This is a genomic window from Actinomadura scrupuli (assembly GCF_050971785.1).
GTDB lineage: Bacteria > Actinomycetota > Actinomycetes > Streptosporangiales > Streptosporangiaceae > Actinomadura_E > Actinomadura_E scrupuli.
In genome coordinates this window covers 151681-177750 of the sequence record NZ_JBPCCU010000001.1, presented here as the reverse complement: position 1 = coordinate 177750, position 26070 = coordinate 151681, and the positions used below count along the sequence as shown (strand labels likewise).

General features: G+C 71.1%; 22 protein-coding genes and 1 pseudogene. 8 read left to right on the top strand and 15 right to left on the bottom strand.

What is annotated here, in order from left to right:
- Positions 1-34: 34 nt before the first annotated feature.
- From ACRYCC_RS00860 to ACRYCC_RS00835, 6 genes and pseudogenes are all read right to left on the bottom strand, one after another.
- On the bottom strand, positions 35-1579 hold the full coding sequence (locus ACRYCC_RS00860; RefSeq protein WP_433807607.1) for an NADH-quinone oxidoreductase subunit N: 1545 nt from the start codon (positions 1577-1579) through the stop codon (positions 35-37).
- Positions 1576-3240: a complex I subunit 4 family protein gene (locus ACRYCC_RS00855; RefSeq protein WP_433807605.1), complete on the bottom strand. Its 1665-nt coding sequence runs from the start codon at positions 3238-3240 to the stop codon at positions 1576-1578. Before ACRYCC_RS00855 ends, ACRYCC_RS00860 begins: the two co-directional genes overlap by 4 nt.
- A complete protein-coding gene (locus tag ACRYCC_RS00850) occupies positions 3237-5153 on the bottom strand; it encodes an NADH-quinone oxidoreductase subunit 5 family protein (RefSeq protein WP_433807603.1) in 1917 nt (638 codons plus the stop codon). The genes ACRYCC_RS00855 and ACRYCC_RS00850 overlap by 4 nt, the downstream gene beginning before the upstream one ends.
- A gap of 110 nt (positions 5154-5263) precedes the next feature.
- A pseudogene (nuoK, locus tag ACRYCC_RS00845) lies at positions 5264-5560 on the bottom strand (NADH-quinone oxidoreductase subunit NuoK); the annotation flags it as partial.
- Positions 5560-6060, bottom strand: coding sequence for an NADH-quinone oxidoreductase subunit J family protein (locus ACRYCC_RS00840; protein ID WP_433807601.1), 501 nt, complete (start codon positions 6058-6060; stop codon positions 5560-5562). The gene ACRYCC_RS00840 and the pseudogene nuoK, both read right to left, overlap by 1 nt.
- 67 nt (positions 6061-6127) lie before the next feature.
- Positions 6128-6568 carry a NuoI/complex I 23 kDa subunit family protein gene (locus tag ACRYCC_RS00835; RefSeq protein ID WP_433807599.1) on the bottom strand — a complete coding sequence of 147 codons (441 nt, stop codon included), beginning with the start codon at positions 6566-6568 and terminating at the stop codon, positions 6128-6130.
- Positions 6569-6892: 324 nt separating this feature from the next.
- Here ACRYCC_RS00835 and ACRYCC_RS00830 point away from each other — a divergent pair, with 324 nt between their 5' ends.
- The gene (locus ACRYCC_RS00830; protein ID WP_433809885.1) at positions 6893-7537 is read left to right on the top strand and encodes a ComEA family DNA-binding protein; all 645 of its coding nucleotides are present in this window, start codon (positions 6893-6895) and stop codon (positions 7535-7537) included.
- 74 nt (positions 7538-7611) lie between these two features.
- Here the strand turns inward: ACRYCC_RS00830 and ACRYCC_RS00825 are convergent, their stop codons facing one another.
- The 4 genes from ACRYCC_RS00825 to ACRYCC_RS00810 form a co-directional block, all read right to left on the bottom strand.
- Positions 7612-8580, bottom strand: coding sequence for a complex I subunit 1/NuoH family protein (locus ACRYCC_RS00825; protein WP_433807597.1), 969 nt, complete (start codon positions 8578-8580; stop codon positions 7612-7614).
- Positions 8573-9208 carry an NADH-quinone oxidoreductase subunit C gene (locus ACRYCC_RS00820; RefSeq protein ID WP_433807595.1) on the bottom strand — a complete coding sequence of 212 codons (636 nt, stop codon included), beginning with the start codon at positions 9206-9208 and terminating at the stop codon, positions 8573-8575. Before ACRYCC_RS00820 ends, ACRYCC_RS00825 begins: the two co-directional genes overlap by 8 nt.
- Positions 9205-10395, bottom strand: coding sequence for an NADH-quinone oxidoreductase subunit B (locus ACRYCC_RS00815; RefSeq protein ID WP_433807593.1), 1191 nt, complete (start codon positions 10393-10395; stop codon positions 9205-9207). The genes ACRYCC_RS00820 and ACRYCC_RS00815 overlap by 4 nt, the downstream gene beginning before the upstream one ends.
- 76 nt (positions 10396-10471) lie before the next feature.
- Positions 10472-10843, bottom strand: coding sequence for an NADH-quinone oxidoreductase subunit A (locus ACRYCC_RS00810; RefSeq protein WP_433807591.1), 372 nt, complete (start codon positions 10841-10843; stop codon positions 10472-10474).
- Between the two features lie 164 nt (positions 10844-11007).
- Between ACRYCC_RS00810 and ACRYCC_RS00805 the strand changes: the two genes are divergently transcribed.
- From ACRYCC_RS00805 to ACRYCC_RS00795, 3 genes are all read left to right on the top strand, one after another.
- Complete coding sequence (locus ACRYCC_RS00805; protein WP_433807589.1) at positions 11008-12369, top strand: hypothetical protein; 1362 nt, start codon at positions 11008-11010, stop codon at positions 12367-12369.
- Between the two features lie 283 nt (positions 12370-12652).
- Complete coding sequence (locus ACRYCC_RS00800; protein WP_433807587.1) at positions 12653-14509, top strand: 2-oxoacid:acceptor oxidoreductase subunit alpha; 1857 nt, start codon at positions 12653-12655, stop codon at positions 14507-14509.
- Positions 14502-15557, top strand: a complete 1056-nt coding sequence (locus ACRYCC_RS00795) for a 2-oxoacid:ferredoxin oxidoreductase subunit beta (protein ID WP_433807585.1) — start codon at positions 14502-14504, stop codon at positions 15555-15557. Before ACRYCC_RS00800 ends, ACRYCC_RS00795 begins: the two co-directional genes overlap by 8 nt.
- A gap of 104 nt (positions 15558-15661) precedes the next feature.
- On the opposite strand, the gene ACRYCC_RS00790 is transcribed toward ACRYCC_RS00795, so the two are convergent.
- From ACRYCC_RS00790 to ACRYCC_RS00775, 4 genes are all read right to left on the bottom strand, one after another.
- Entirely contained in the window at positions 15662-16357 is a 696-nt protein-coding gene (locus ACRYCC_RS00790) for a SecDF P1 head subdomain-containing protein (protein WP_433807583.1), read from the bottom strand.
- 141 nt (positions 16358-16498) lie between these two features.
- Positions 16499-17287: an SDR family NAD(P)-dependent oxidoreductase gene (locus tag ACRYCC_RS00785; protein WP_433807581.1), complete on the bottom strand. Its 789-nt coding sequence runs from the start codon at positions 17285-17287 to the stop codon at positions 16499-16501.
- 106 nt (positions 17288-17393) lie between these two features.
- On the bottom strand, positions 17394-17975 hold the full coding sequence (locus ACRYCC_RS00780) for a TIGR03086 family metal-binding protein (RefSeq protein ID WP_433807579.1): 582 nt from the start codon (positions 17973-17975) through the stop codon (positions 17394-17396).
- 174 nt (positions 17976-18149) lie between these two features.
- Positions 18150-19796 carry an MDR family MFS transporter gene (locus ACRYCC_RS00775; protein ID WP_433807577.1) on the bottom strand — a complete coding sequence of 549 codons (1647 nt, stop codon included), beginning with the start codon at positions 19794-19796 and terminating at the stop codon, positions 18150-18152.
- A gap of 90 nt (positions 19797-19886) precedes the next feature.
- Here ACRYCC_RS00775 and ACRYCC_RS00770 point away from each other — a divergent pair, with 90 nt between their 5' ends.
- From ACRYCC_RS00770 to ACRYCC_RS00760, 3 genes are all read left to right on the top strand, one after another.
- Positions 19887-20549 (top strand): TetR/AcrR family transcriptional regulator, encoded by a 663-nt coding sequence (locus ACRYCC_RS00770; RefSeq protein ID WP_433807575.1) that lies wholly within the window; start codon positions 19887-19889, stop codon positions 20547-20549.
- Positions 20550-20643: 94 nt separating this feature from the next.
- A complete protein-coding gene (locus tag ACRYCC_RS00765; RefSeq protein WP_433807573.1) occupies positions 20644-23145 on the top strand; it encodes an alpha/beta fold hydrolase in 2502 nt (833 codons plus the stop codon).
- Entirely contained in the window at positions 23145-23981 is an 837-nt protein-coding gene (locus tag ACRYCC_RS00760; protein ID WP_433807571.1) for an ABC transporter permease, read from the top strand. Before ACRYCC_RS00765 ends, ACRYCC_RS00760 begins: the two co-directional genes overlap by 1 nt.
- A 71-nt stretch (positions 23982-24052) precedes the next feature.
- Here ACRYCC_RS00760 and ACRYCC_RS00755 read toward each other — a convergent pair whose 3' ends face one another.
- Positions 24053-24427 (bottom strand): ArsR/SmtB family transcription factor, encoded by a 375-nt coding sequence (locus ACRYCC_RS00755; RefSeq protein ID WP_433807569.1) that lies wholly within the window; start codon positions 24425-24427, stop codon positions 24053-24055.
- Between the two features lie 97 nt (positions 24428-24524).
- Here ACRYCC_RS00755 and ACRYCC_RS00750 point away from each other — a divergent pair, with 97 nt between their 5' ends.
- Positions 24525-25973 carry an MFS transporter gene (locus ACRYCC_RS00750; protein ID WP_433807567.1) on the top strand — a complete coding sequence of 483 codons (1449 nt, stop codon included), beginning with the start codon at positions 24525-24527 and terminating at the stop codon, positions 25971-25973.
- The last annotated feature ends 97 nt before the right edge of the window (positions 25974-26070 follow it).

Genomic DNA, 26070 nt, shown 5'->3' with positions numbered 1-26070 from the left:
TGGGAACGGCATGACCTGGAGAAACGTTCCCGGGCTAGGTGACGGCCGACACCGTCTGCAGAACGAGCTGCGGAGCCACCGACAGGAGCACCGCCCCGGCGGCCGCCGCGCCGATGGCCAGGCCGACCGTCACGCTTGTTCTGATCTTGTACGTCTCGGTGCCCGGCGCGGCGAAGAGCCGCACGACCCAGGCCAGGTAGTAGTACAGGCCGATCACCGTGTTGAGGGCCATGATGACCGCCAGCCAGGCCGCACCCCCGGCCACGGTCGCCCGGAAGACCACGATTTTGGCGAACAATCCCATGATGCCCGGCGGCAGGCCCGCCAGGCAGATCAGGAAGAAGGCCAGCGCCGCCGCGAGCAGGGGGCTCCGGCGCCCCAGCCCCCGATAGTCCTCCAGGTCTGCCGCGGCCGCGGGGGGACCGCCGGGGGGTACGGTGCGCCGGGCGACGGCGGTCACGACGGCGAACGCGCCGAGGTTCATGACCGCGTACAACGTCACGTACGCGGCGGTCGCCGCCACCGCCTCCGGCAGCCGTTTCGCGCCGACCGCGAGCGGCGCCAGCATGTAGCCCGACTGGGCCACCGACGACCAGGCCAGCAGCCGTACGGGATGCCGCTGCCACAGTGCGACGAGGTTCCCGAGCGTCATGGTGACGGCCGCCAGTACGCCGAGCAGCGGCCCCCACACGTGGCCGTAGGACGGGAAGCCGAGCGACACCGTGATCGCCAGGCCGGCGAACCCGGCCGCCTTCGACACCACCGAGAGGAAGGCCGCGACCGGCAGCGGAGCACCCTGGTAGACGTCGGGCGCCCAGAAGTGGAAGGGCACGGCCGCGACCTTGAACGCGAACCCGGCCAGCACCAGGACGACCCCGGCCGAGGCGACCGGCCGCAGGTCCGTCGGGGTGTGGGCCAGCGCCGCGGCCATCCGGTCGAGGTGCATGGCCCCGGTCACGCCGTACATCAGGCTGATCCCGAAGAGCATGACCGCGGTGGAGATCACCGAGATCAGCAGCAGCTTGACCGCCGCCTCGGTCGCCACCCCGTCGTACCGCCGCAGGGCGACCAGCGCGAACACCGGCAGCGAGAGGGTCTCCAGCGCCACCACCAGGGTGATGAGGTCGCGGGCGGCCACCAGGGTCAGCGCCCCGGTGATCGCGGCGAGCAGGAGGAAGTGGTACTCCCCCGCGGGTACGGCCCGTGACGAGCCCCCGGAAGAGCCTCCTCCGGACGGGACCGAGGTCGGCAGCAGGTCGAGCGACAGCAGCAGGACGACCACGGCGGCGCCCAGCACGACCACCTGGAAGAGCAGGGTGAAGTCGTCCGCGACGTACGAACAGGACGGCGGCCCGCCCGCCCGCAACCTGCCGGGCATGCAGAAGGTGGCCCGCCGGTCCCCCGCCACCAGCGCGAGCGCCGCGATCAGCGCCGCCCCGAGGGAGCCGGCGCTGATCCACGAGACCGTCCTCCGCGGCACGTCGAAGGCGTCCGCCACCAGGACCGCGACCGCGGCCAGCGCCACGATCAGCGCCGGCGAGATCGCCGCGTAGTCGATCCCCTGGATCACGGAGCTCATCGGCCGCCTCCGAGCAGGGCCTGTACGGGGACCGTGGTCAGGTCGAGCAGGGCCTTGGGCCACAGGCCGACCACGAGGATGAGGGCGACCAGCGGGACCCACGCGGCGTACTCGTACCGGGTGGGCGCCGCGATCGGGGGGACCTGCACGGACAGCTGTGTGGAGGCCTCCAGGGACACCTCCGGGGAGCCTTCGGCGAGCACGCGAGCGGGTTCGGGGCGCTCCGCCCGCACGGGCCCGACCGGCCCGTGGGTGATCGTGGACAGCAGGCGGAGGAAGTAGGCGGCGGTGAGCACCGCGCCGAGGCCGCCGAAGACCATGAAGGTCACGAAGGTCTCGCGGGGCAGGCCGGCGGCGGGCCGGTAGGCGCCGAGCATGGCCAGCATCTCGCCCCAGAACCCGGCCAGCCCGGGGAGCCCCAGCCCGGCGATGGCGGCGAACGTCAGGAAGGAGGCGAGCCGGGGGGCGCGGGCGAGCATCCCGCCGCCGAGCTCCGCCAGGTCACCGGTGCCGTACCGCTCCTTGACCGATCCGGCGAGGAAGAACAGCAGCCCGGTGATGAGGCCGTGCGCGATGTTGCCGAACAGCGCCGCGTTGACCCCGATCGGGGTGAGGGTGGCGATGCCGAGCAGCACGAACCCCATGTGCCCGACCGAGGAGTAGGCGATCATCCGCTTGAGATCGCGCTGGGCGAGGCAGGCCAGCGCGCCGTAGATGATCCCGATGACCGCCAGGAAGCCGAGCCACGGCGCCCAGGTCGTGGCGCCCTCCGGGGCCATCGGGAGGGCGATCCGGACGAATCCGTACGTGCCCATCTTGAGCAGCACCCCGGCCAGCAGCACCGAGCCGACGGTCGGGGCCTCGGTGTGCGCGTCCGGCAGCCAGGTGTGCAGCGGCCACATCGGCGCCTTGACCGCCAGCCCCAGCCCGACGAACAGGAACGCGGCGACCTGCACGCCGCGCGAGAGCCCGTCGCCGTGCCGGGCGGCCAGCGCCACCATGTCGAGGGTCCCCGCGTTGACCGCGATGAGCAGCAGCCCGACCAGCAGCACCCCGGAGCCCAGCAGCGTGTAGAGGATGAACTTGTACGCGGCCGCGCGCCGGCCCGGACCCCCCCAGAGCGCGATCACGACGTACATCGGGATCAGCACGACCTCGAAGAACACGAAGAACAGCACCAGGTCGAGGGCGGCGAAGGTGCCGAGCATGCCGACCTCGAGCGCCAGCAGCAACCCGGTGAACAACCGGTCCGCGTCCCGCACGGGCAGCGGATCCGCGCCGGCGGCGGAGCCCGCGTCGCGGCCGGGAAGGACCCGGGCCGAAGGCGGGTGCTTGATCGTGTAGAGGAAGCACAGGAACGTGAGCAGCGCGGTCAGGGCGACCAGCGGCAGCGACACGCCGTCGAGGCCGAGGTGGAAGCGGAGGCCGATCGCCGAAGCCCACGCCCAGTCGACCCCGAGCTGCATGTGCGAGGGCCGGTCGTGGTCGAACAGCAGCGCCGCGACCAGCGCCAGCACCAGCGTCAGTCCGGAGGTCAGCAGGCCGAGCGCGCGGGCGAACCAGGTCCGCGCCTCGTCGTCCTTGAAGCCCAGCCGGTCCGGTGGCGCGAGCGAGGCCAGCGCGCCGAGCAGCGGCACCGCCAACAGGGCGATCAGCATCATGTGAAGATCACCACCGCGAGCACGATGACCACGACGCCGGTGAGGAGCCCGGTGAGATAGCTCTGCGGGTTTCCGTTCTGGGGCAGCCGCAGCAGGCCGCCGAGCCTGCGGGCGGCGGTGGCCGAGCCCTCGACCCCCGCGTCGATGCCCTTGTCGTCCGCCGTCAGTACCGTGCCGGCCAGCGCCCGTACGGGTCGTACGAACGCCAGGTCGTAGACCTCGTCGACGTGGAACGCGCGCTCGAAGGCCGGCTGGGCGCGGCCGAGCACGCGCGCCGGGTCGAGGGCCGGGTCGCCGTTCCAGATCAGGAAGGCGGCCCCCGCGCCGACGGTGACCAGCAGCAGGGACAGCGCGGCCGAGCCGAAGTGCGGCCGCAGGCCGGGGTCGGCGAGGGAGACGACCAGGCCCAGGAGCAGCGCGGGGACGGCCAGCGCGGCGACCGGCCAGCTCATCAGGGGCGAGGCCTCCCGCGCCTCCGCGCCGGAGCGGGGCTCCCCGAAGAACGTCATCAGCCAGGCCCGCATGGCGTACGCCGCCGTCACCGCGACCGTCACCAGCAGCGCGAGGTAGATGAGCCAGGCCGTCCAGACCGGAAGGTCGATGCCCTCCCGGACGTAGTGCCCGGAGGTGCCCACCTGGCCGGTGTAGAGCTTTGTCTTCGACCCGGCCAGGGCGTGCTGTGCGGCCTCGATGACGGAGTCCTTGCTGAAGAAGCCACTGGCCGGCGGGATGCCGGCGAGCGCGGCGAAGCCGATCGTCATCGACCAGAAGGTGACCGGCATCCGGTCTCTCAGCCCGCCGTAGTCGCGCAGCAGGTTGGAGCCGACCGCGGTGATCACACAGCCCGCCCCGAGGAACAGCACCGCCTTGAACGCCCCGTGGGTGAGCAGGTGGAACATCGCGCCGTCGCGGGACCCCACGGCCAGCCCGGCCGCCATGTAGGCGAGCTGGCTGATCGTGGAGTAGGCCAGCACCCGTTTGAGATCCTGCTGCGCGAGTGCCGCCAGCGCGGCTCCCAGCATGGAGATCACCGCCATCACCCCGAGGACGGCGAGCGAGGCGGGCGCCGCGAGGAACGCCGGGTAGAGGCGCGCCACGACGTAGACCCCGGCCGCGACCATGGTGGCGGCGTGGATCAGGGCGCTGATCGGGGTCGGGCCGGCCATGGCGTCCGGCAGCCAGGTGTGCAGCGGGAACTGCGCGCTCTTGCCGGCTACCCCGGCGAGCAGCAGCAGCGTCCCGGCCACCAGGGTGCCGTGCGGCAGGCGGGGGACGGCGTCCAGGACGCCCGCGAGCGAGAAGGTGCGCGCGCCCATGCCCAGGACGAAGATCCCGAACAGGAAGCCGACGTCGCCGATCCGGGTGACGAGGAACGCCTTGACCGCGGCCCGCGAGCTGGTCCGGTCCTCCCAGTGGTGACCGATGAGGAAGTACGAGCAGACGCCCATGACCTCCCAGCCGGCGTAGAGCACCAGCAGGTCCCCGGCGTAGACCACCAGCAGCATCGCCGCGGTGAACAGCGAGATGAAGGCGGCGTAGGAGGAGTACCGGTTGTCGTGCCCGCCGCCGGGGAGTCCCCGGCCCGTCTCGGCCGGCTCGTGCCGCATGTAGGCGACGGAGTAGATCTGTACGGCCAGCGCGACGCAGCAGACCATGAACGCCACGGCGGCCGCCAGCCCGTCCACCGAGAGCCCGATGCCGATCCGGACGCCGCCGGTGGGAATCGTGGTGAGCGTTCCGGTGCGTACCCCGGGATCGCCCCACTGGACGAGCGCCACGATGGCGCTGAGCACCGTGGCGATCGCCATCGGCAGCACCGCGATCGGCGCCGGGGGGAGCCGCCGGCCCAGCAGCATCCCCGCGAACGCCGCGGCGAAGGGCAACAGGATCGTGGCGGCGGCCAGTGCGATCACTCGCCGCCTCCCGAGGTGGAGACGGCCGGGGCGGAGCCGGTCGCTGAGGCGATCTCCGCGCCGGACGCCCCGTCGTCCGGAGCGGCGGCGGGCCGGGCGTCCCGGTCGGACAGCGTGGTCAGGGTGTCGATGTCGATGGTCTGCCGGTTACGGAAGACCAGCAGGACGATCGCCAGCCCGAGGCCGATCTCGGCCGCCGCGATGACGATGGTGAACAGCGCGAGGGCCTGGCCGCCGTGCAGCCTGTCCTTCAGCCAGATGTCGAAGGCGACCAGGTTGAGGTTGACGGCGTTGAGCATCAGCTCGACCGACATCAGCACCAGGATCGCGTTGCGCCGGGCCAGCACGCCGTACACCCCGACCGAGAACAGCAGGGCGGCGGTCACCAGCGGATAGACGATGTGCATCAGTCGCCCCCGCCACGGGAGAGCACGATGGCGCCGACCAGCGCCGCCAGCAGGAGCACCGAGAGGATCTCGAAGGGCAGCACCCAGTTGCCGAACAGCGCCGCTCCGAGCGCGTCCGCCGAGCCTCCGCCGCTCTTCAGCGGCGTGTAGGCCTGGCGGAAGCCGCGGACCAGGACGGTCACCAGCACCCCGGCCGTGGCCAGGGCGACCGCCAGCGCGACCCAGCGGTTGCCCGAGTCCAGATCGGACGAGCGGCCGATCGGCGCCCGGGTCAGCATGATCCCGAAGAGCAGCAGCACCACCACCGCGCCGACGTAGATCAGCACCTGTACCCAGGCGACGAACTCCGCGGTCAGCACCAGGTAGGCGGCCGCCAGCGCCCCGAACGACACCACCAGCCACAGGGCGGCGTGCACCATCTGCTTGGTGGTGACCACCAGCACACCGGCGCCCACGGCGACCAGCCCGAGCAGCACGAAGACCACGTCGGGGGCGGTCACGGCCGACTCCGGCAGGCCGTGCCCACGGCAGGCTCCGCGACGCCCGGCTCGTACGCCTCCCGAGGGCTCACGGCGCGAAGCCCTTCGCCTCTTTCGGCGTCTCGGCGCCCGGGTCGTGGGCCGGCGGCGGCGGAACCGTCCACATCCACTCGCGCAGCCTGTCCTTCTCGTGGGTCAGCTCGGCGATGTCGTACTCGGCGTACTCGAACTCGGGCGACCAGAACAGCGCGTCGAACGGGCAGACCTCGATACAGATCCCGCAGTACATGCACAGGGCGAAGTCGATCGCGAACCGGTCGAGCACGTTGCGGGTCCGGGGCCGGCCGCCCTCGGGGGCGGGCATCGTCTCCTTGTGGGAGTCGATGTAGATGCACCAGTCCGGGCACTCCCGGGCGCAGAGCATGCAGACCGTGCAGTTCTCCTCGAACAGTGCGATGACGCCCCGGCTGCGCGGGGGCAGGTCGGGCTGGACCTCGGGGTACTGACGCGTGATCGATCGACGGGTCATCGTCCGCAACGTAACGGCGAGACCCTTCGCCAGACCGCCTCCTGGTAGCCGTGCCACGAGACCCCATGATTCCTTACGACGGGCGGCAGGGGAACCGGCGCCGGTCGCCGACCGTCCTTATCCATTATGGAACCCATGCCGGATCAAGGCCCACAGTGGAGGGGTTCTGGCCGGGGCCCAGGTCACGGTGCGGATTCCGGCACGGGTAGCCGATCCCGGCCGTTTCACGCTTACCATCCTGGTATGGCCAGGCCGGCACATGACCCCTCCCGACGGCCGCCCCATCCCGTTCAGCCGGGGTGGCGGCCGGTGCCGCCGGTGCCGATGCCCCAGCCGATGGTGGAGCCGCAGGGCGTCGTCTGGTCCGTCGTGCCGCTGCTGACCATGGGGCTCGGCGCACCGTTCTCCTTCGTCTACGCCGCGAACAAGAGCCGGTCCTGGCAGCTCGCCGCGGCTGGGGCGGGCTACGGAGCGGCCTATCTCCTGGACTTCTCCACGCTGCTCACGAGCTCGTCCACGTCCGCGATCGTCCTCGGGCTGCTGCTCTTCCTGGTCCTGTGGGTCACGACCTCGATCCACGCCTTCGTGGCGCGCCCCCGCGTCTTCCCCCGCCGGACACCGCGCGACCGGCTCAACCAGCACGCCGTGGAGGTGGCCAGGTACCGCCGGATGCTCCGGGACGAGGCCCGCCGGCTGCTGGCCGAGGATCCCGCGCTCGCCCACGAGCTGCGCATCGGCCGGCCCGATCTGCCGCGCGCCTACGACGACGGCGGGCTGATCGACGTCAACCACGTGCCGGCGCCCACGCTGGGCCTGCTGCCCGGGATGACCGAGGAGCTCGTCCAGAAGGTCATCCGGGTACGTACGGAGACCGGCACGTTCGTGTCGGTGGAGGAACTGGCCGTGGACGCCGACCTTCCCCCGGACCTCATCCACCGGCTCGCCGAGTACGCGATCTTCCTGCCCTAGGGTCCCGGCGCTTTGCGGCCCGGTGTCCACCGGGCGAGGCGTCCCCCGGGCCCGGCGGTCAGCGGGCCCGGCGGTCAGCCGGAGATCAGCACCTTGATGACGCCGGTGAGGCCGAGCTGGAGCAGGGCCAGCGGGACCAGGCAGGCCCAGGCGAACCTCTGCAGCTGGTCCTCGCGCAGCCGCGGATAGCTGACCCGCAGCCAGATCACCACGAACGACAGCGCGAACACCTTGGTCAGCGTCCACACGAAGCCGAGCTGGGTGTCCAGGAACGGCCCCTTCCAGCCACCGAGGAACAGCACGGTGGTCAGCGCGCACAGCACGACGATCCCGGCGTACTCGGCCAGCAGGAACAGGGCGAAGCGCAGCCCGCCGTACTCGGTGTAGGGACCGAAGATGATCTCCGAGTCGGCGACCGGCATGTCGAAGGGCGGGCGCCGCAGCTCGGCCAGGCCGGCCACGAAGAACACGAACCCGCCGATCGCCTGCCAGGGCAGCCACCACCAGCGCCACTCGTCGACGATGCCCGGCAGCGAGAGCGTGCCGGCCGCCATCGCCACCGACGACGCGGCGAACACCATCGGCAGCTCGTAGGACATCAGCTGGGCCGCCACCCGCATGCCACCGAGCAGGGAGTACTTGTTGGCGCTGGACCAGCCGGCCATGATCGCGCCGAGCACCCCGATGCCCATCACCGCGAGGGCGAAGAACAGGCCGATGCCGAGAGGCAGGCCCACCTGGCCGTCCGGCCCGACGGGGATCACGCTCAGCACCACCAGGTACGGCAGCAACGCGACCCCGGGGGCCAGCGAGAAGATCCACCGGTCGGCGGCCGCGGGGATCACGTCCTCCTTCTGGACGAACTTCACCCCGTCGGCGACGAGCTGCGCCCAGCCGTGGAAGCCGCCCGCGTACATCGGGCCCAGCCGCGCCTGCATATGGGCCATGACCTTGTGCTCGGCCTGGCCGACGAGCAGCGGCAGCGTCAGGAACGCCCCGGTGATCAGCAGCAGTTTGAGCGCGACGACCAGGAGTTCAGGCATCGCCGCTCTCCTCCGGGCCCTCGGGAGCCGGCCCGCGCGGTGGCCGGGCGGCAGGCGGCGGCGCCTGCTCCCGGCCCCAGTCCTCGGGTACTCCGGGCGGGAGCACCCGGCGGCGGCTCGGCGCGCTCTGCCGGTCGGCCCCGCCGCCCTCGCCCGGCTCCCGGGCGCCCGGCCAGGGCTTGGCGACCCGGGAGGCGAGCACGAACTCCTTGCGCAGTGGGTGCCCCTCGAAGCCCTCGGGCAGCAGCAGCGGCTTGAGCCCGGGATGCCCCTCGAAGATCACGCCGAACATCTCGCCGGTCTCCCGCTCGTGCCAGTCGGCCCCCCGGTAGACGGCGGTCACCGTTGGCAGTACGGGGTCGGCACGGGGCACCCGGGTGCGCAGCAGCACATGGTGCCCGCCCGTCAGCGAGAAGACATGGGCGACGACGGCGAACCCGTCCTCCAGCTCGTCCACGCCGGTCAGCCAGTCGAAGAACTCGCAGCCCAGGTCGTCGCGGGCGAAGGAGACCGCCTCGACCCACAGCTGGGCCGACACCGACAGGGTCAGCGTGCCGAAGGACTCCTCGGTGGCCGCGTCGTCCCCGAACCGCTCGTGGACCGCGGCGGCGACCTCCTCGGGAGTCACGCTCGCCCCTCGTCCCCGCCGCGCTTCCCGGGCTCACCGGGAGGGCCCGCCTCACCGGGCGCTCCGGGCTCGGCCGGCTCGGTCGGCTCGGCCAGCTCGCCGAAGCCGGGGATGATCGTGGGGTCGGTCGGGGAGGTGTCCTGCGGGCCGCCGAGCCGCCTGATGCGGTCCGCGAACCGCCCGGCCGGCTCCGCCCCCGAGTCACGCCTGCGATCCCGGGCCCTCCGGGGCACCGGCGGATCGGCCACCGGCCCGCCGGTGACCACCGGGAGCGCCTCGGTCTCCTGGTCCGGATCCACCGGTTCCGGAGCCGCGTGTGCCGGATCCGCCGGGTGGGCCGGATCCGCCGGGACCACCGGCAGCTTGCGCGTCGAGCCGTCCTGGGTGCCGGCCGGACCGTCCGCGGCGCCGGCGGGAAGGGGCTGCGGCCGGGTCCGCGCCGACGTCTCCGGGGACGCCTCCGTGGGTGCCTCCGTGGAGGCCTGGGGACGCGCCGGGCCGTTCACCGGCGGCAGCGGGGCGGTCTCCAGGGACCGGAAGGACTGCGTCGGCTCGTCGGCCGCCGCCAGGACCTCCGAGACGGGCGGCTCGACGACGGGCGGTGGCGGCAGGGGCGGCCGTCGCAGCACGGTCGCCGACATGGGCGGCCTGCGCGGCGGCGTGGCACCGATCGCCTCCCCGCCGCCGGTGTAGCGGTCGCCCAGCGACTCGGCCGCGATCTTCTCCTGCAGCTTGACGATGCCGTGCAGCAGCGCCTCCGGCCGGGGCGGGCACCCCGGCACGTAGACGTCCACCGGGATGATCTGGTCGACGCCCTTGGTCACGCAGTACGAGTCCCAGTACGGACCGCCGCAGTTGGAGCAGGCCCCGAAGGAGATGACGTACTTGGGCTCTGGCATCTGCTCGTACAGCCGCTTGATCGCGGGAGCCATCTTGTCGGTGACCGTGCCGGAGACCACCATGAGGTCCGCCTGCCGCGGGCCGGGCGCGAAGGGGATGACCCCGAGCCGGATGAAGTCGTGCCGCGACATGGAGGTGGCGATGAACTCGATCGCGCAGCAGGCCAGGCCGAAGTTGAACACCCACAGCGAGTAGCGCCGGCCCCAGTTGAGCACGAACTTGATCGGCTTCGGCGCCATCTTCGACAGCGCGCCGATGCGGGGCTCGGGGAGATCGACGGTACTCACATCTGCATTCTTACCCGCCCGCCGTGAGGACGGCCACCGCGGGCCGTACGGCAACGGTCACGGAGGGGCCGCGGCCTCACACCCAGGAGAGCACGCCCTTGCGCCATGCGTAGACGAGCCCGGCGGAGAGGAAGCCCAGGAAGACGAACATCTCCGCCAGCGTGACCCCGCCGAAGCCCTTGGCGGCGAACACCGTCGCCCAGGGGAACAGGAAGACGGCATCGGCCGCGAAAACCACATAGAGGTAGGCGAAGACGTAATAGCGGACATACGACTGGGCCCAGCCCTCACCGACGGGGTCGACCCCGCACTCGTAGGTCGTCAGTTTGGCCGGAGTCGGCCGATGCGGGCGGAGCAGCCGGTTGGCGCCCAGCGCTCCCGCGACGACCCCGCCGCCCACCAGGAACAACACGCCGACGACGAGGTAACGGCTGAAGTACTCCTGCATGCCTGCCTCCTCCCCACCTGCGGCCCGAGGGCGGCCGGAGGTGGCCGTCGACGATTCACAGTCAGATTACGACCTGGAGAACGGAACCACCTGGGCGCGTTGACGTCTGAGCTTTACGACACACTATGGACTTATTGCGGTGCTTTTAGGGAAGGACAGGGGCGATGGAGAACAACGGGCCGTACCCGCCGGCCGGCGAGCCCGGCCAGCCAGCGAACAACCCCCAGCCGGGCTGGGCCCCTGAGTGGGCATCGCCGGGCACTCCCCAGGACCAGGGCCCGGCCTACCCGGGTGGCGGTGCGTATCCCGGACCGGGCATGCCGCCCGCCGGGCCGGCCACCCCTCCGCCCTTCGCACAGCCGAACTACCAGCCCGGCTACGGACAGCCGCAGCCCGGTTACGGTCAGCCGCAGCAGCCGGGCTGGCCCCAGGGCGGGCAGCCCGGCTTCGGCGGCCCGGGCGCGCCCCCGCCGCCCAAGCGCTCGAACACCGGCTTGATCATCGGTGGCATCGTGGGCGGCGGCGTCCTGATCGTGGTGATCGTCGTGGTGGTGCTGATCGTGATCGGCAGTGTCGCCACCGACCCGAAGGCCGACGCCGTCAAGAAGCTCACCGCGGCCGCCACCAAGCTGTCCTCCGCGCCGGGCCTGAAGTACCACGGCACGGTGGCCTCGACCTCGGACACCCTGGACGGTGACTTCAAGGTCACCTCGGGCGGCCGGACGAGCGCGACCGCCTCCTGGGGCGGCAGCAAGGTCGACCTGCTCTCGCTCGACGACAAGCTGTTCGTCAAGGGCGACACGTCGTTCTGGAGCACCAAGGCCAGCTACACGCCGAAGTGGAACTACATCGACGGCAACCGCTGGGGCAAGCTCGCCTCGTACAACTTCAGCTTCGACTTCAAGCGGTACCTCAGCCCGTCCGCGATGGCGCAGAAGCTCCGCCAGGTCTCCAAGTACTCCATCACCTCGCAGACGAAGACCACGGTGGGCAGCACCTCGGCCACCAAGGTCGTCACCTACGGCAACACCTACTACGTCACCGACGACTCCCGGCTGGTCCGGGTCGAGAGCACGTCCTACCCGCGCTTCAGCGTGGACGTGAGCACGCTGGGCGCCGGTGAGGCCACCAGCGACATCCGCGCCGGGGTCAGCGCGCTCAAGGACTCCTTCGACTCCTCGCGCACCGCCAGCATCGAGAAGGTGCGGTTCGGCACGTGCAACACCTCGAGCTGCACCATCTTCACGAAGGTGTGGTCCACCGGGGTCTCCACCTCGCCGGTGCCGGTGAGCGTGTTCACCACGATCAGCTCGGAGAAGGGCAAGGCCGGGACTCACTACGGCGACTGCTCCACCACGGGCACCGTCACCTCGTACACTGCGATCGAGGTGTCGTGCACGGTTTCGGGCGGCGACTGGCCCAAGGCGCGCGGCGGCGGTGGCTCGTGGGCGCACTCCGACGCCTTCACGGCCGGCGCCTCGAGCGCCGAAATCCAGACCATGCTCGACGGCATCTCCCGGGAGTGATCCCCGGGCGAACGGATCAGGCAACTCCGCAGGTCAGGCTTACCAGTCGGTAGCAGCCTGGCTGACCGAATAAAATTCGGCACGCGTATAGTGCTGCCCGGAATCGTCGTCCTCGCGTGAAGTCCCGGCCAATGTGATACGCCGTCTGTGTCGGGACTCACGTCGGGGGACACCGGTTTTTCATGTCGTCCCGGACGTAACATGTAAGGCAAGCCTAAGTAGCATCCCCACTTCGGATACCTCCCCCGAGGTGGGGTGCTGCGTGTCGAGGAGGTCTTCTCCTGTGACCAAACAGGTCCAGCAGCTCGACCGTGTCATCATCCGTTTCGCCGGGGACTCCGGTGACGGCATGCAGTTGACCGGTGATCGGTTCACCCAGGAGACGGCGTCGTTCGGCAACGACCTGTCTACATGGCCGAACTTCCCCGCGGAGATCCGCGCGCCCGCAGGGACCCTTCCCGGGGTCTCGAGCTTCCAGCTGCACTTCGCCGACCACGACATCGTCACGCCGGGGGACGCCCCGAACGTGCTGGTCGCGATGAATCCCGCGGCCCTCAAGGCCAACCTTCCGGATCTGCCCCGCGGGGCCGACCTGATCATCAACACCGATGAGTTCACCAAGCGCAACCTGACCAAGGTCGGCTACGCGACCAACCCGCTCGACGACGACTCGCTCGACGCCTACCACGTGCACGCGGTACGGCTGACCTCGCTGACGGTCGGGGCCCTCGCGGACTTCGAGATCTCCAAGAAGGACGCCGAGCGGGCCAAGAACATGTTCGCGCTCGGCCTGCTCTCGTGGCTGTACCACCGGCCGACCGAGGCGACGGTCGCGTTCCTCGAGCAGAAGTTCGCCAAGAAGCCCGACATCATGAAGGCCAACATCGCGGCCTTCCAGGCGGGCTGGAACTACGGCGAGACCACCGAGGACTTCTCGGTCTCCTACGAGATCAAGCCGGCCGACCAGCCGGCCGGTCTCTACCGGAACATCACCGGTAACACCGCCCTGTCCTACGGCCTCATCGCGGCCGGCGTGCAGAGCGGGCTGCCGCTGTTCCTCGGCTCGTACCCCATCACGCCTGCCTCGGACATCCTGCACGAGCTGTCCAAGCACAAGCGGTTCGGGGTGCGCACCTTCCAGGCCGAGGACGAGATCGCCGCCGTGGGCGCGGCGCTCGGCGCCTCGTTCGGCGGGTCGCTGGGCATCACCACCACCTCGGGTCCGGGCATCGCGCTCAAGGGCGAGACCATCGGCCTCGGGGTCGCCACCGAGCTGCCGCTGCTGGTCATCAACGTGCAGCGGGCGGGTCCCTCCACCGGGCTGCCGACCAAGACCGAGCAGGCCGACCTGCTGCAGGCCCTGTTCGGCCGCAACGGCGAAGCTCCCGTGCCGGTCGTGGCCCCGCGGTCACCGAGCGACTGCTTCGACGCGGCGATCGAGGCGGCCAGGATCGCGGTGAAGTACCGCACCCCGGTGATGCTGCTGTCGGACGGCTACCTGGCCAACGGCTCCGAGCCGTGGCGGCTGCCCGACGTCGACTCGCTGCCGACGATCTCACCGTCCTTCGCGGAGGCCGTCGAGGGCGAGGAGTTCCAGCCGTTCCTGCGGGATCCCGAGACCCTCGCGCGCCCGTGGGCGATTCCCGGCACGCCGGGTCTGGAGCACCGCATCGGTGGTCTGGAGAAGGCCGACGGCACCGGCAACATCTCCTACGCCGCCGACAACCACGACCTGATGGTGCGGTTGCGCCAGGCCAAGATCGACGGCATCGCCGGCGACATCGCGCCGCTGGAGGTGGACGATCCGCCGGGACCCGACGGCGCCACGGCCAAGGTCCTCGTGCTCGGCTGGGGCTCGACCTATGGGGCGATCACCGCGGCCGTACGGCGGGTCCGCCGTGCGGGTGGCCAGGTCGCACAGACTCATTTCCGTCATCTAAACCCCTTCCCGGCCAACGTCGCCGAAGTGCTCCGGTCGTACGACAAGGTCATCGTGCCGGAGATCAACCTTGGTCAGCTCGCGCTTCTGCTGCGGGGCAGGTTCCTCGTCGACGTCATCAGCTACAACCGCGTACGCGGGCTTCCGTTCAAGTCGGAAGAGCTCGCCGGTGTGATCCAGGATGTGATCGACAGTGAGTGAGTTCGCTCTCAACAGCGGTCTGGCGCTCGTCCCGCGGGACGACGCCAAGCAGACCATGAAGGATTTCAAGACCGACCAGGAGGTGCGCTGGTGCCCCGGCTGCGGTGACTACGCCGTGCTCGCCGCGGTCCAGGGCTTCCTGCCGGAGCTGGGGCTGCGCCGCGAGAACATCGTCTTCGTCTCCGGCATCGGCTGCTCGTCCCGGTTCCCGTACTACATGAACACCTACGGGTTCCACTCGATCCACGGCCGGGCCCCGGCGATCGCCACCGGCCTGGCGGCGTCGCGTCCCGACCTGTCGGTGTGGGTGGTGACCGGTGACGGCGACTCGCTGTCGATCGGCGGCAACCACCTGATCCACGCCCTGCGCCGCAACGTCAATCTGAAGATCCTGATGTTCAACAACCGGATCTACGGCCTGACCAAGGGGCAATACTCACCGACCTCCGAGGTCGGGAAGATCACCAAGTCGACGCCGATGGGATCGCTGGACGCCCCGTTCAACCCGATGTCGCTGGCGATCGGGGCGGAGGGCACGTTCGTCGCCCGCACCATCGACTCCGACCGCAAGCACCTGCAGTCGGTGCTGCGGGAGGCCGCGCAGCACAAGGGCACGGCGCTGGTGGAGATCTACCAGAACTGCAACATCTTCAACGACGGTGCCTTCGAGCCGATGAAGGACCCCCAGGTCCGCGACGACGTCACCGTCCGCCTCGAGCACGGTCAGCCCATCCTGTTCGGCGCGGACGGCGACAAGGCGCTGATCCGCTCGGACTCCGGCGGCTTCGAGGTGGCTCGCACGGCCGACGTCGACATCTCGCGCGTGGTCGTCCATGACGCGAAGAACCCGGACCCGTCGCAGGCGTTCGCCCTGTCGCGGCTGGACTCGCCGTCGTTCGAGCACACCCCGATCGGCATCTTCCGCCAGGTCGAGCGCCCGTCCTACGACGAGCAGCTGCGCCACCAGCTCGACGAGGCCGTCGCGACGCAGGGCAAGGGCGACCTCGCCGCCCTGCTCGGCAGCGGAGACACCTGGCGCATCGACTGATCCCCCACCCTCCGTGATCATGCAATCGTTCGTCGAACGATTGCATGATCACGGAGGAGCCGGGGGCGCCCCTCGTGGAGTTCTTCCGCGAGGGGCGCGCCGCGTCAGCGGCCCCGTAGCTCGCGGAGGGTCCGCTCGGCGTCGGCGCGGGTGGCCGGGCCGGTGATGAGGATCTGTCCCTTGGTGATCGGCATGTCGACCCGGGGGGCGGTCACCAGCCGGCCCCGCACGACGAACGCGAGATTCTGCCCGACCATCCGCCGGGTGAGATCGGCGAAGGCCTTGGCGTCGGCGTTCAGCAGCTTGATGGACACGTCGTAGCCCCTGGTTCCGTGCTGTACGTGCAGGTCGCCGACCCGGTGGATGGCGATGCCCTGGGACACCTGGTAGCAGACCGGGCCGGAGGCCGCCAGCGCGCTGACGCCCTGGACCCCGGGCAGGCACTGCCCGGGCGTCGTCTGGGAGACCGGATACACCAGGAGCGGCGAGGCCAGCGGGGTCTGGCGGGCCGTCATCGAGGTGGCGGCCACCGTCCCGGTCACCGTCACGGCGATGATGACCAGGGCGAGCATGATGACACCGGCGAGCAGGGCGGATCTCGGCGTGACGGCCCGCGATGCGCCACGCCGGGCGACACCGTGGGCCGCCCGCCGGGCGGCGCGGTCCACGCCCCGGCGGGCCGCCCGCCGGGCCGCATGCGCGGCGGCACGGTCGTCGGACGTCACGATGGTGGCCGGGATCGTCGCCGCGGCGCGGTGACCGGGGGGGTTGCGGGTCCTTTTCCGCAGGGGGGAGCGCACGTCACCTCCTGTTAGACGTGATCTCCAGTCTTCCAGGCCGCGTGAGTGAGATGAGACACCGATCCCCGCGTGTACGGCCGATCCCGGCCACTTTCCCGAGGGCCCGGACGTTTCGGCTGGCGCCGGCCGGAGCCCGATCTTCTAGCTGGGGAACATCCCGCTCGTGACGTTGACGAAGGTGCCGGTGATGGCGCCCGCCTGGTCGGAGGCGAGGAAGGCGGCGGTGGCCGCGACCTCGCCCAGGCTGGGCGACCGGTGCAGCATCCTCATCTGCGCCAGCCGGTCGAGCAGCCCCTGGAAGGCGGCCTCGTCCAGTCGCAGGTCGCCGTTGACCGCGGCGAGCTTCTCCGGCGACAGCGTCTCGGGGATCCCGGCCGTCCACAGGCCGACGACGCGGACGCCACGCGGCCCGACCTCGGCCGCCAGGTTGCGGACGAGCAGGTCGGTGGCCGCGTCGGCGGGGCCGGTGCCGCCCATCATCGGGCTTCCGACGGCGGAACTGCTGTCCAGTGCCAGGATGACGCCGGATCCCTGCTCGGCCATCTGACGTGCCGCCGCCCTCGCGGTGATGAAGTTGGTGGTGATGCCGGTCGTGATGGGCCGGGTGAAGTCGGCCGTCGTCATGTCGACCAGCGGAATCCCCTGGACGTCCCCGCGCGAGACGAGGTTCAGGGAGACGTCGATCGTGCCCGCCGTGGCGACCACGGCCCGGGCGTGCTCGTCGACGGCCTGCTCGTCGAGCGCGTCGACCACGGCGACGTCGGCTGAGCCGCCGGCGGCCGCGATCTCCTCGGCCACCTTGTCGAGCTTCTCGCGGGTGCGGCCGGTCAGGAAGACCCTGGCCCCCTCGCGGGCGAAGGTACGGGCGACGGCGCCGCCGATCGACCCGCCCGCTCCGTAGATGACGGCGTTCTTGTTCTCGAGCAGCATGGTGACTTCTCCTGTCATCGGTCGTGTGCGATGTGAAGTTGCGCGCGGGTGGGCCCGCACGACGGGTGGTCGGGCGATGACGCCCAGGCCCGCGGCTGGATCCCGGTCAGCGGGGGTCGCGCCCGCCGAAGGCCGCGAGCCGGTCGTACAGCGGGGCGTCGTCGGGCACGGTCACCTGCGGGGCGATGTGGTTTCCGCTCGCCTCGTCGCCACGGAACTCGGGCTTGAGGTTGTCGAGGCCCCACTGCAGGGCCAGCCGCCCCAGCTCGGGGTCGAGGTCGGTCGGCTGCCCGGTCGCCTTGGCGATGTCCCAGGCGTGGATCACCAGTTCGGTGATCTGCTGGCCGACGGTCCAGGCGGCCGGGACCTCCCCGAAGGGCAGCCGCTGCGTCCGGTCCAGGGCACCCGGCTGCCGCCACGCGGTCAGCAGCGCGTCCGCCTCCGCGCGGTAGGCACCGGCCCAGTCGTCGCCGAGCACGTCGAGGCCGAGGTGCTCGCGCTTGCCGCCACCGGTCACCACGGCGAACTGGTGCACCTCGTCCACCACGTGATCGACCAGCGCCCGTACGTCCCAGGAACGGCACGGGGTGGGCAGCGCCGCCTGCTCCGGCCGGACCCGGGCGATGACGGTGCCGGCCTGGTCGAGCGCCCGCGCCAGCAGGTCGATGGGGGTCTCGGATCGGCTCATGTGTTCCCTCCTCCTCGCGGTCCGCGTGTGCTCTCCACGCGAAAGTCACCCGTAGAACGCACCCGGGCGGCGCAACTCATCGGTCCGCCGCGCAGAAGTTTCGGGAACGCCGCTAGGCCGGCAGGAGGGGCACGAGTGCGGCTGCGGCTGCGGCTGCGGCTGCGGAGGGTACGGCTAGGAAGGCAGGGCGGCGCTGCCGGCCTGCGGGCTCTCCGAAGCCCGCGAGACGTCCGGAGAGTCCGCCGCAGTCGGAGAGCCCGGAGAGCCCGAGGTCAGGGAGGACTCAGCCGCGCCGGGCTCGGCGGGAAAGACCTCCACCGAGCCCGGGGAGGACCGCAACGGCAGTTCCTTGAGCGCCAGCACGACCAGGAAGCCCGCCAGCGCGACCGGCACTCCCACCAGGAACACCGTCTGCATCGCGTCGGTGAACGACGCGACCACGATGGCCCTGATCGGGCCGGGCAGCCGCTGGACGGCCTCCGGCGAGCCCAGCTCGGATGCGCCTTCGACCCGCAGGTGCGCGGCGCGCAGCCGGTCGGCCATGCCGCCGCTCACCCGGTCGGCGAGGATCGCGCCGAAGGCCGCGACGCCGACCGCGCCGCCGAGGTTGCGGAAGAACGACACGCCCGAGGTGGTGGACGCCAGGTCGCGGTGGGCGGCGGCGTTCTGCGCGGCGAGGATCAGGATCTGCATCGTCAGCCCGAGCCCGATCCCCACCACGGCGATGTCGACGCCGATGACCAGCTTGCCGGACCCGACATGCAGCCGGGCCAGCAGCGCCAGCCCGACGGCGACACAGAGCAGGCCCAGGACGGGGAAGATCTTCCACCGCCCGGTCCTGGTCGCGACCCGGCCGGCCAGGGTGGAGGCGACGAACAGGCCGAGCACCATCGGCAGTGTCATGAGCCCGGACGCGGTCGGCCGCATGCCCTTCACGATCTGCAGGTACTGCGGCAGGAAGATGAGCACCCCGAACATCGCCACTCCGACGAAGAGCGAGGCCAGCGCGGTCAAGACGAAGGTCCGGTCGCGGAACAGGCGGGGCGGCAGGATGGGCTCGGCCGCGGTCCGCTCGGCCAGGACCGCCAGGCCCAGCAGCACCAGGCACAGCCCGGCGAGCCCGTACGTCCACGCCGAGTTCCACGCGAACTCCTGGCCCCCCAGGGACAGCAGCAGCATGACGGTGGCGGCGGCTCCGGTGATGGTGAACGCGCCGAACCAGTCGAGGCGTGAATCGCGGGGAACCCGGGGCAGCTTGAGGACCCGCTGGATCATCACCGCGGCGATGATCGCCAGGGGCACGCAGACGTAGAAGCACCAGCGCCAGCCCAGCCAGCTCGTGTCCACGATGAACCCGCCGAGCAGCGGGCCCGCCACGGTCGAGATCCCGAAGACGGCGCCCACGAATCCCGAGTACCGGCCGCGCTCGCGGGGTTCGACGATGTCACCGAGGATCACCTGGGTGAGGGAAGACAGCCCGCCGACGCCGAGGCCCTGCACGGCCCGGGCGGCGATCAGGAAGCCGATGTTCTGCGACAGGCCGGCGGCCATCGAACCGGCGACGAAGATGCCGAGGGCGGTCTGGAACATGAGCTTGCGCCCGAACAGGTCGGAGAGCTTGCCCCAGAGCGGGGTGGAGGCGGTCATGGTCAGCAACGCCGCGCTGGCCACCCATGCCAGCTGATCCTGCCCGCCGAGCTCCCCGACGATGGTCGGCAACGCGGTGCTGACCACGGAGGTCGAGATCATCGACGTCAGCAACGCCATGAGCAGCCCGGTCATGATCTTGAAGATCTGCTGCTGCGTGTAATGCCGCGTCACTCAAGCGCCCCTTTAGATGTATATTGCACATAAAAGTAGTACGCGCTTGTTTACTTGTCAATGATCTCTGTCGTCGTGAGGCTCGTTGCCGTGGCCACAATCTCCGTACGCACCCCTCCTGCCGGCGCCGCCCCTGCGGGCAGCACCACTGGGGCCACCCTCCCGACGGGCACCCTCCCCGCAGGCACCCTGCCGACGGGCACCGCGCGGGTACGGGACCGGGAGGCGACCCGGCGGCGGATGCTGGAGGCCGCGCGCGGGCTGTTCGCCGAGCACGGCTACGACCACGTCACCGTGCGCATGATCGCGGCGGCCTCCGCCGCCAACGTGGCGCTGATCAGCCGCTACTTCGGCTCCAAGGCGGCGTTGTTCGGTGAGGTGGTCGGCAGTGAGTCGACGGTCCGCCAGGTCGTCGAGGGCGATCCGGGCGGGCTGCCCCGGCGGCTCGCCGAGCACCTCGTACGGCAGATCCGCACCGGACCGGAGAGCGCGGTGCTGCGCGCGCTCGACCGTTCGGTGGGCAGCCGCGAGGTGCAGCCGGTGCTGCGAGAGTCGCTCGAGAAGGCACTGGTCGGGCCGCTGACCGCGCAGCTCACCGGTCCGGACGCGCGCCAGCGGGCCCTGCTCGCCACCTCGGTGCTGATGGGGCCGAGGACGCTGCGCCGGTTGCTCATGATCGACGACTTGCAGGCGGCGGACCCCGCCATGCTGACCGAACGGCTCACCGCGATCTTCGAGATCTGCCTGAGCTGATCGTTCCGGCCGCGTGATCTCCCCCGTACGGCGTAGGACAAGTGCCTCCCCTGGGCGTACGAATGCACACCTGGCGCACGACTAGGGTCAAGCCATGAAGCTACGGGGGCGGCCGGCCGCCATCGCGGCGGCGGTGGCCGTCCTGGCGGGCGGCGGGATCGTCTGGGGAGTGACCGCGGACGACACGCCGAAGGTACGGGCGGACGTCCAGCGGATCCAGGTCGTGGACGGCCCGAAGGACGATCAGCACATCACGCTGGACACCACGTACTTCCATCCGGTCTTCCGGGACGGCGACGGCGGCAAGGCCCCGGCCGTCCTGCTGGCGCACGGATTCGGCGGCAGCAAGCAGGACACCCGGGCCCAGGCCGAGGAGCTGGCCCGTTCGGGCTACGCGGTGCTGACCTGGTCGGCGCGCGGCTTCGGGACCTCGACCGGGGAGATCGCGCTCGACTCCCCCGACTACGAGGTCAAGGACGTACGCCAGTTGATCGACTGGCTGGCCCGCCGTCCCGAGGTGAAGCTCGACCGGCCGGGCGACCCGAAGGTGGGCCTGGCCGGTGAGTCCTACGGCGGCGGCATCTCACTGATGACGGCCGCCTACGACCCGCGGGTGGACGCGATCGCCCCGCAGATCACCTGGAACGACCTGGCGGACTCGCTGTTCCCCCAGGCCACCGGGGCCGGGGCGCAGACCGGGGTGTTCAAGAAGCTGTGGGCGGGGATCTTCTTCACCGGAGCCAACGACCCGGGCCGTAAGACCACCGGCGCCTGTGGCCGGTTCCAGCCGTCGCTGTGCGCCATGTACCAGAAGATCGCCGAGACGGGTCTGCCCACCCCGGAGGCGCTGGCCACCCTGCGCAGGTCCAGTCCCTCGTCGGTGGCCGGCCGGATCAAGGCACCCGCCCTGCTGATCCAGGGCCAGTCCGACTCGCTCTTCCCGCTCGACCAGGCGGACGCCAACGCCGCGGCCATCCGCAAGAACGGCACCCCGGTCTCAGTGGTCTGGTTCCAGGGCGGGCACGACGGCGGCGAACCGGAGACCGGTCGCGTCCAGCGGCTGGTCCGGAACTGGTTCGACCAGTGGCTGCGCGGCGGCTCCTCCCGCACTCCCGCCTTCACCGTGACGCGCACCGGCGGCATCGACTCCTCCAGCCAGCGGGTGGTGATCGAGGCCGCGACCGCCCGTGCCTACTCCGGCCTGGGCGCCGCGCCCCGTACGATCCCGCTGACCGGCGGCCGGCAGACGGTCAACAATCCGGCGGGCGGCTCGCCCGCCTCCATCTCGGCACTGCCCGGGCTGGGCGGGCTGGCCGCGCTGAGCGCGCTGGGAGGCGGGTCCGGCGGGCTGTCCCTCGACATGACCGGGCAGTCCGCGACCTTCGACTCGGCACCGCTCACCGCTCCGCTGCGGGTCACCGGTGCCCCGCGGGTGCGGATCAAGGTGGAGGGCCCGGCGACGCTGTTCGCCAAGCTGTACGACGTCGCTCCCGGCGCCGACGGGCGGGCGGGCCCCACCCGCCGGATCGCCGCCCCGCTGCGGCTGACCGCGGCCGGTGAGGCCGACGTGACCCTGCCCGCCGTCGACTACGAGTTCGACCGGGGGCACCGGCTGCGCGTGGTCCTGGCCAGCACCGACATGGGCTTCGCCACCCCGGTCAAGCCCGCCGCCTACACGGTGTCGGTGGTCTCCGGGCTCTCCGTGCCGACCGCCCCGGCGCTGCGCAGTCCCGCGCCGTCGCCGCCGTGGTGGACCTGGGCGATGCCGCTCGCCGCGCTGGTCATCGCGGTGGCCATCGTGCTGGCCGGACGCCGCCGCGCCACCGGATCGTACGACCCGGCGCTGGCCGAGGTGCCGCTGCAGATCACCGGGCTGACCAAGGCGTACGGCAACGGGCATCTCGCCGTCGATGATCTGTCGTTCCGGATCGAGAAGGGGCAGGTGCTGGGTCTGCTCGGGCCCAACGGCGCGGGCAAGACGACCACGCTGCGGATGCTCATGGGGCTGATCCACCCGGACGCGGGCGAGATCCGGATCTTCGGCCGGCGGATCACTCCGGGCGCGCCCGTGCTGGCCCGTCTCGGGTCGTTCGTCGAGGGGCCGGGGTTCCTCCCGCACCTCACCGGGCGGGTCAACCTCGACCTGTACTGGCGGGCCACCGGCCGGCCCGCGGCGGAGTCGCACGTCGATGAGGCGGTGGCGATCGCCGACCTCGGCGCGGCCCTCGATCGCCCGGTGCGCACGTACTCCCAGGGCATGCGGCAGCGGCTGGCGATCGCCCAGGCCATGCTGGGGCTGCCCGACCTGCTGGTGCTCGACGAGCCGACCAACGGGCTGGACCCGCCGCAGATCCGGGAGATGCGCGATGTCCTCACCCGGTACGCGACCGGGGAGGCGGCCGGCGGCGGCCAGGCCGGGAGACGGCGAACCGTGATCGTCTCCAGCCATCTGCTGGCCGAGGTCGAGCAGACCTGTACCCACGTCGTGGTGATGTTCCGCGGCCGCAAGGTCGCCGACGGACCGGTCGCCGAGATCACCGGCGAGGGCCGGCGGCTCGAGGACGCGTTCCTCGCGATCATCGGAGAGGGGGCCTGATGACGACCTATCAGGTACGCCGGACCCTGCCCCTGCGGGTGGAGGCGATCCGCCAGCTACGGCGGCGCCGCACGATGGTGGCCTTCGGCTTCCTGCTGGTGCTGCCCTGGATCCTGGCCGCGGCCTTCCAGCTCGGTGGCGGCGGCCGGGGCCAGAACGACAACTTCCCCAGCCTGGTGGACGTCGCCACCGACAGCGCGCTGAACTTCGCACTGTTCACGCTGTTCGTCTCGGCGGGCTTCCTGCTGGTGGTCGCGGTGGCGCTGTTCTGCGGTGACACCGTCGCCAGCGAGGCGAACTGGTCCTCCCTGCGCTACCTGCTCGCCGCCCCGGTGCCCCGGTCCCGGCTGCTGCGGCAGAAACTGATCGTCGCGCTGACCTACGCGACGGTGGCCGTGATCTCGCTGCCGCTGATGTCCCTGCTCGCCGGCACGCTCGTCTTCGGCTGGGACGACGTCAGATTGCCGACCGGCGGTACGGTCCCGACCGGCACGGCGCTCGGCCGCATGGTGATCATCATCGTGTATGCGCTGCTCAGCGAGCTGGTGGTGGCGGCGCTGGCGTTCCTGCTCTCGGTGGTGACCGACTCGCCGCTCGGCGCCGTGGGCGGCGCAGTCGGCCTGGTGATCGTCGGGAACATCCTGGACGCGGTGACCGCGCTGGGCTCCTGGCGGGAACTGCTGCCGGCCCACTGGACGTACTCGTGGACCGACGCGCTGCAGCCCACCATCCAGTGGACCGGCATGGCGAAGGGCGCCGCGATCTCGGTGTCGTACGCCGTGGTCCTGCTGGCCCTGGCCTTCCGCCGCTTCCGGAGCAAGGACATCGTCTCCTAGATCACCGAGGACCCTGCAGAGACGGCGGGCCGCCGCTCGCCGGGCGTTCCGGCGTCTCAGTGGCCCTGCGGTCAGAGCTGCGCGGCGACCTTCACCGCCCGGACGATCGGGTCGTCGGGATCGAGGCGGGCGGAGATGATCGCGTCCAGCAGGCCCGGGAACCGGGCGTTGAGGACGTCGAAGCGCAGGCTGGTGTAGCGGCGTGCGCCGACCACCCGGGTGCTGGTGATGCCGGCCTCGCGCAGCACGCGCATGTGGTGGGAGACCGTCGACTTGCTGACGTTGAACCCGGCCTCCAGCATCAGCTGGCCGCAGTAGACGGGGTCCTCGACCTCGGCGAGCGCGCGGACGGCCGCCAGCCGCCAGCGGTCGGCCAGTGCCGCCAGCACGGTCACCAGGTCGAGTCGCTCTGCGGGCGGCTCGGGAAGCGTCGTCACCTCGGTCATGACTGGAGGATATATCCGATTGCGGTAAGTTCGACATCTGTCGTACTGTTCGGGAATCATCAAACAGTTCGATGGTTCTCGAACCCCTGGAGTGCGCGTGACGTCCCCCGATCCACAGCGCTGGCGGATGCTGCCGGTGATCCTTTCTGCCACCTTCATGGCCCTGTTCGACTTCTTCGTCGTCAACGTCGCCGCACCGTCCCTGCAGTCCGACCTGCACGCGGGCGAGGCCGCCCTGGAACTGATCGTCGGCGGCTACGCCTTCAGCTATGCCAGCGGGCTGGTGAGCGGCGGCCGACTGGGCGACCTGTTCGGCTACCGCCGGATGTTCCTCATCGGGATGGCCGGCTTCACCGTCGCGTCCGGGCTGTGCGGGCTCGCACAGTCGCCCGGCCAGCTCGTCGCGGCCCGGCTGCTGCAGGGCTTCACCGCGGCCGCCATGGTGCCGCAGGTCCTCGCCCTGATCACCTCGGTGTTCCCGGCCGCCGAGCGCCCGCGGGCGGTGGCCTGGTTCGGCGTCGCGATCGGCGCCGGCTCGGTCGCCGGGCAGGTGCTCGGCGGGCTGCTGCTGGACGCCGATCTCTTCGGCCTGGGCTGGCGCGCGATCTTCCTGGTGAACGTACCGGTCGGCGCCGTCGCGCTGGCCGCCGCGGCCCGGCTGCTCCCCCACCACCGGGGGATCAACCGGCCCCGGCTCGACCCGCTGGGCGCCGCCGGACTGGCCGCCGCGGTCGCGCTCGCCCTGGTCCCGCTGACGCTGGGCCGGACCGCCGGCTGGCCGCTGTGGACCTGGGTCTCCATGGCCTCCTCGGTGCCCGTGCTGGCTCTCGTACTGTGGTGGGAACGCCGGCTGACCCGGCGCGGCGGCGAGCCGCTGCTGGATCTGACGCTCTTCCTCAGCCGGTTCTTCGTGGCCGGGCTAGTGATCAACATGGCGTTCATGGGGTTCTTCGCCAGCTTCATGCTGGGGCTCACCCTGTTCCTGCAAGGCGGCCTGCACCTGGAGCCGCTCGAGTCCGGGCTGACCTTCGGCCCGCTGGGCATCGTGTTCGCGGTGACCTCCGTCGCGGCACAGCGGCTCACCGCCCGCTACGGCGCCAAGGTGATCACTGCCGGCTGCCTGATCATCCTGGTCGGGCTGACCGCTCTCCTCGTCCAGCTGGAGATCTCCGGGACGAGCGTCGAAGCCTGGGAGCTGATTCCGGCCATGGTGGTCGTCGGCCTGGGCAACGGGCTGTCCTTCCCCGCGCTGATCGGCGCGGTCCTCGCCGGGATCCACCCCCGGCAGGCGGGCGGCGCGGCCGGCATCCTCACCACCGCGCAGCAGTTCTCCAGCGCCCTCGGGGTGGCGGTGCTCGGCGTGCTGTTCTTTTCGGCCATCGGCGACCGGCCGGACCGGGCCGATTTCGTCACGGCACTCGAACTGGTGACACTCCTCGGACTCGGCCTCACTTTGCTCGCCACGGGACTTACAGTGCTGCTACGAGCACGGAAGGCGACCGAAGCGGCACCAAAATCGGTCGAAGCAGTGGAACTAGTGTCATAAGCTCAGCCAACTCCTGGTACAGCGGGAGCGTCGAACGAAGTACGGCACGAAGAAGAGAGTGAGACATCACGTCGATCGGCCGGTTAACGGTCAGCAG

What these genes read in the sequence shown, in the direction of transcription:
- ACRYCC_RS00860 (WP_433807607.1), bottom strand. Translation starts at nt 1,579, where the DNA reads ATGAGCTCCGTGATCCAGGGGATCGACTACGCGGCGATCTCGCCGGCG.
- ACRYCC_RS00855 (WP_433807605.1), bottom strand. Translation starts at nt 3,240, where the DNA reads ATGATGCTGATCGCCCTGTTGGCGGTGCCGCTGCTCGGCGCGCTGGCC.
- ACRYCC_RS00835 (WP_433807599.1), bottom strand. Translation starts at nt 6,568, where the DNA reads ATGACCCGTCGATCGATCACGCGTCAGTACCCCGAGGTCCAGCCCGAC.
- ACRYCC_RS00830 (WP_433809885.1), top strand. Translation starts at nt 6,893, where the DNA reads ATGCCCCAGCCGATGGTGGAGCCGCAGGGCGTCGTCTGGTCCGTCGTG.
- ACRYCC_RS00825 (WP_433807597.1), bottom strand. Translation starts at nt 8,580, where the DNA reads ATGCCTGAACTCCTGGTCGTCGCGCTCAAACTGCTGCTGATCACCGGG.
- ACRYCC_RS00810 (WP_433807591.1), bottom strand. Translation starts at nt 10,843, where the DNA reads ATGCAGGAGTACTTCAGCCGTTACCTCGTCGTCGGCGTGTTGTTCCTG.
- ACRYCC_RS00805 (WP_433807589.1), top strand. Translation starts at nt 11,008, where the DNA reads ATGGAGAACAACGGGCCGTACCCGCCGGCCGGCGAGCCCGGCCAGCCA.
- ACRYCC_RS00785 (WP_433807581.1), bottom strand. Translation starts at nt 17,287, where the DNA reads ATGCTGCTCGAGAACAAGAACGCCGTCATCTACGGAGCGGGCGGGTCG.
- ACRYCC_RS00780 (WP_433807579.1), bottom strand. Translation starts at nt 17,975, where the DNA reads ATGAGCCGATCCGAGACCCCCATCGACCTGCTGGCGCGGGCGCTCGAC.
- ACRYCC_RS00765 (WP_433807573.1), top strand. Translation starts at nt 20,644, where the DNA reads ATGAAGCTACGGGGGCGGCCGGCCGCCATCGCGGCGGCGGTGGCCGTC.
- ACRYCC_RS00760 (WP_433807571.1), top strand. Translation starts at nt 23,145, where the DNA reads ATGACGACCTATCAGGTACGCCGGACCCTGCCCCTGCGGGTGGAGGCG.
- ACRYCC_RS00755 (WP_433807569.1), bottom strand. Translation starts at nt 24,427, where the DNA reads ATGACCGAGGTGACGACGCTTCCCGAGCCGCCCGCAGAGCGACTCGAC.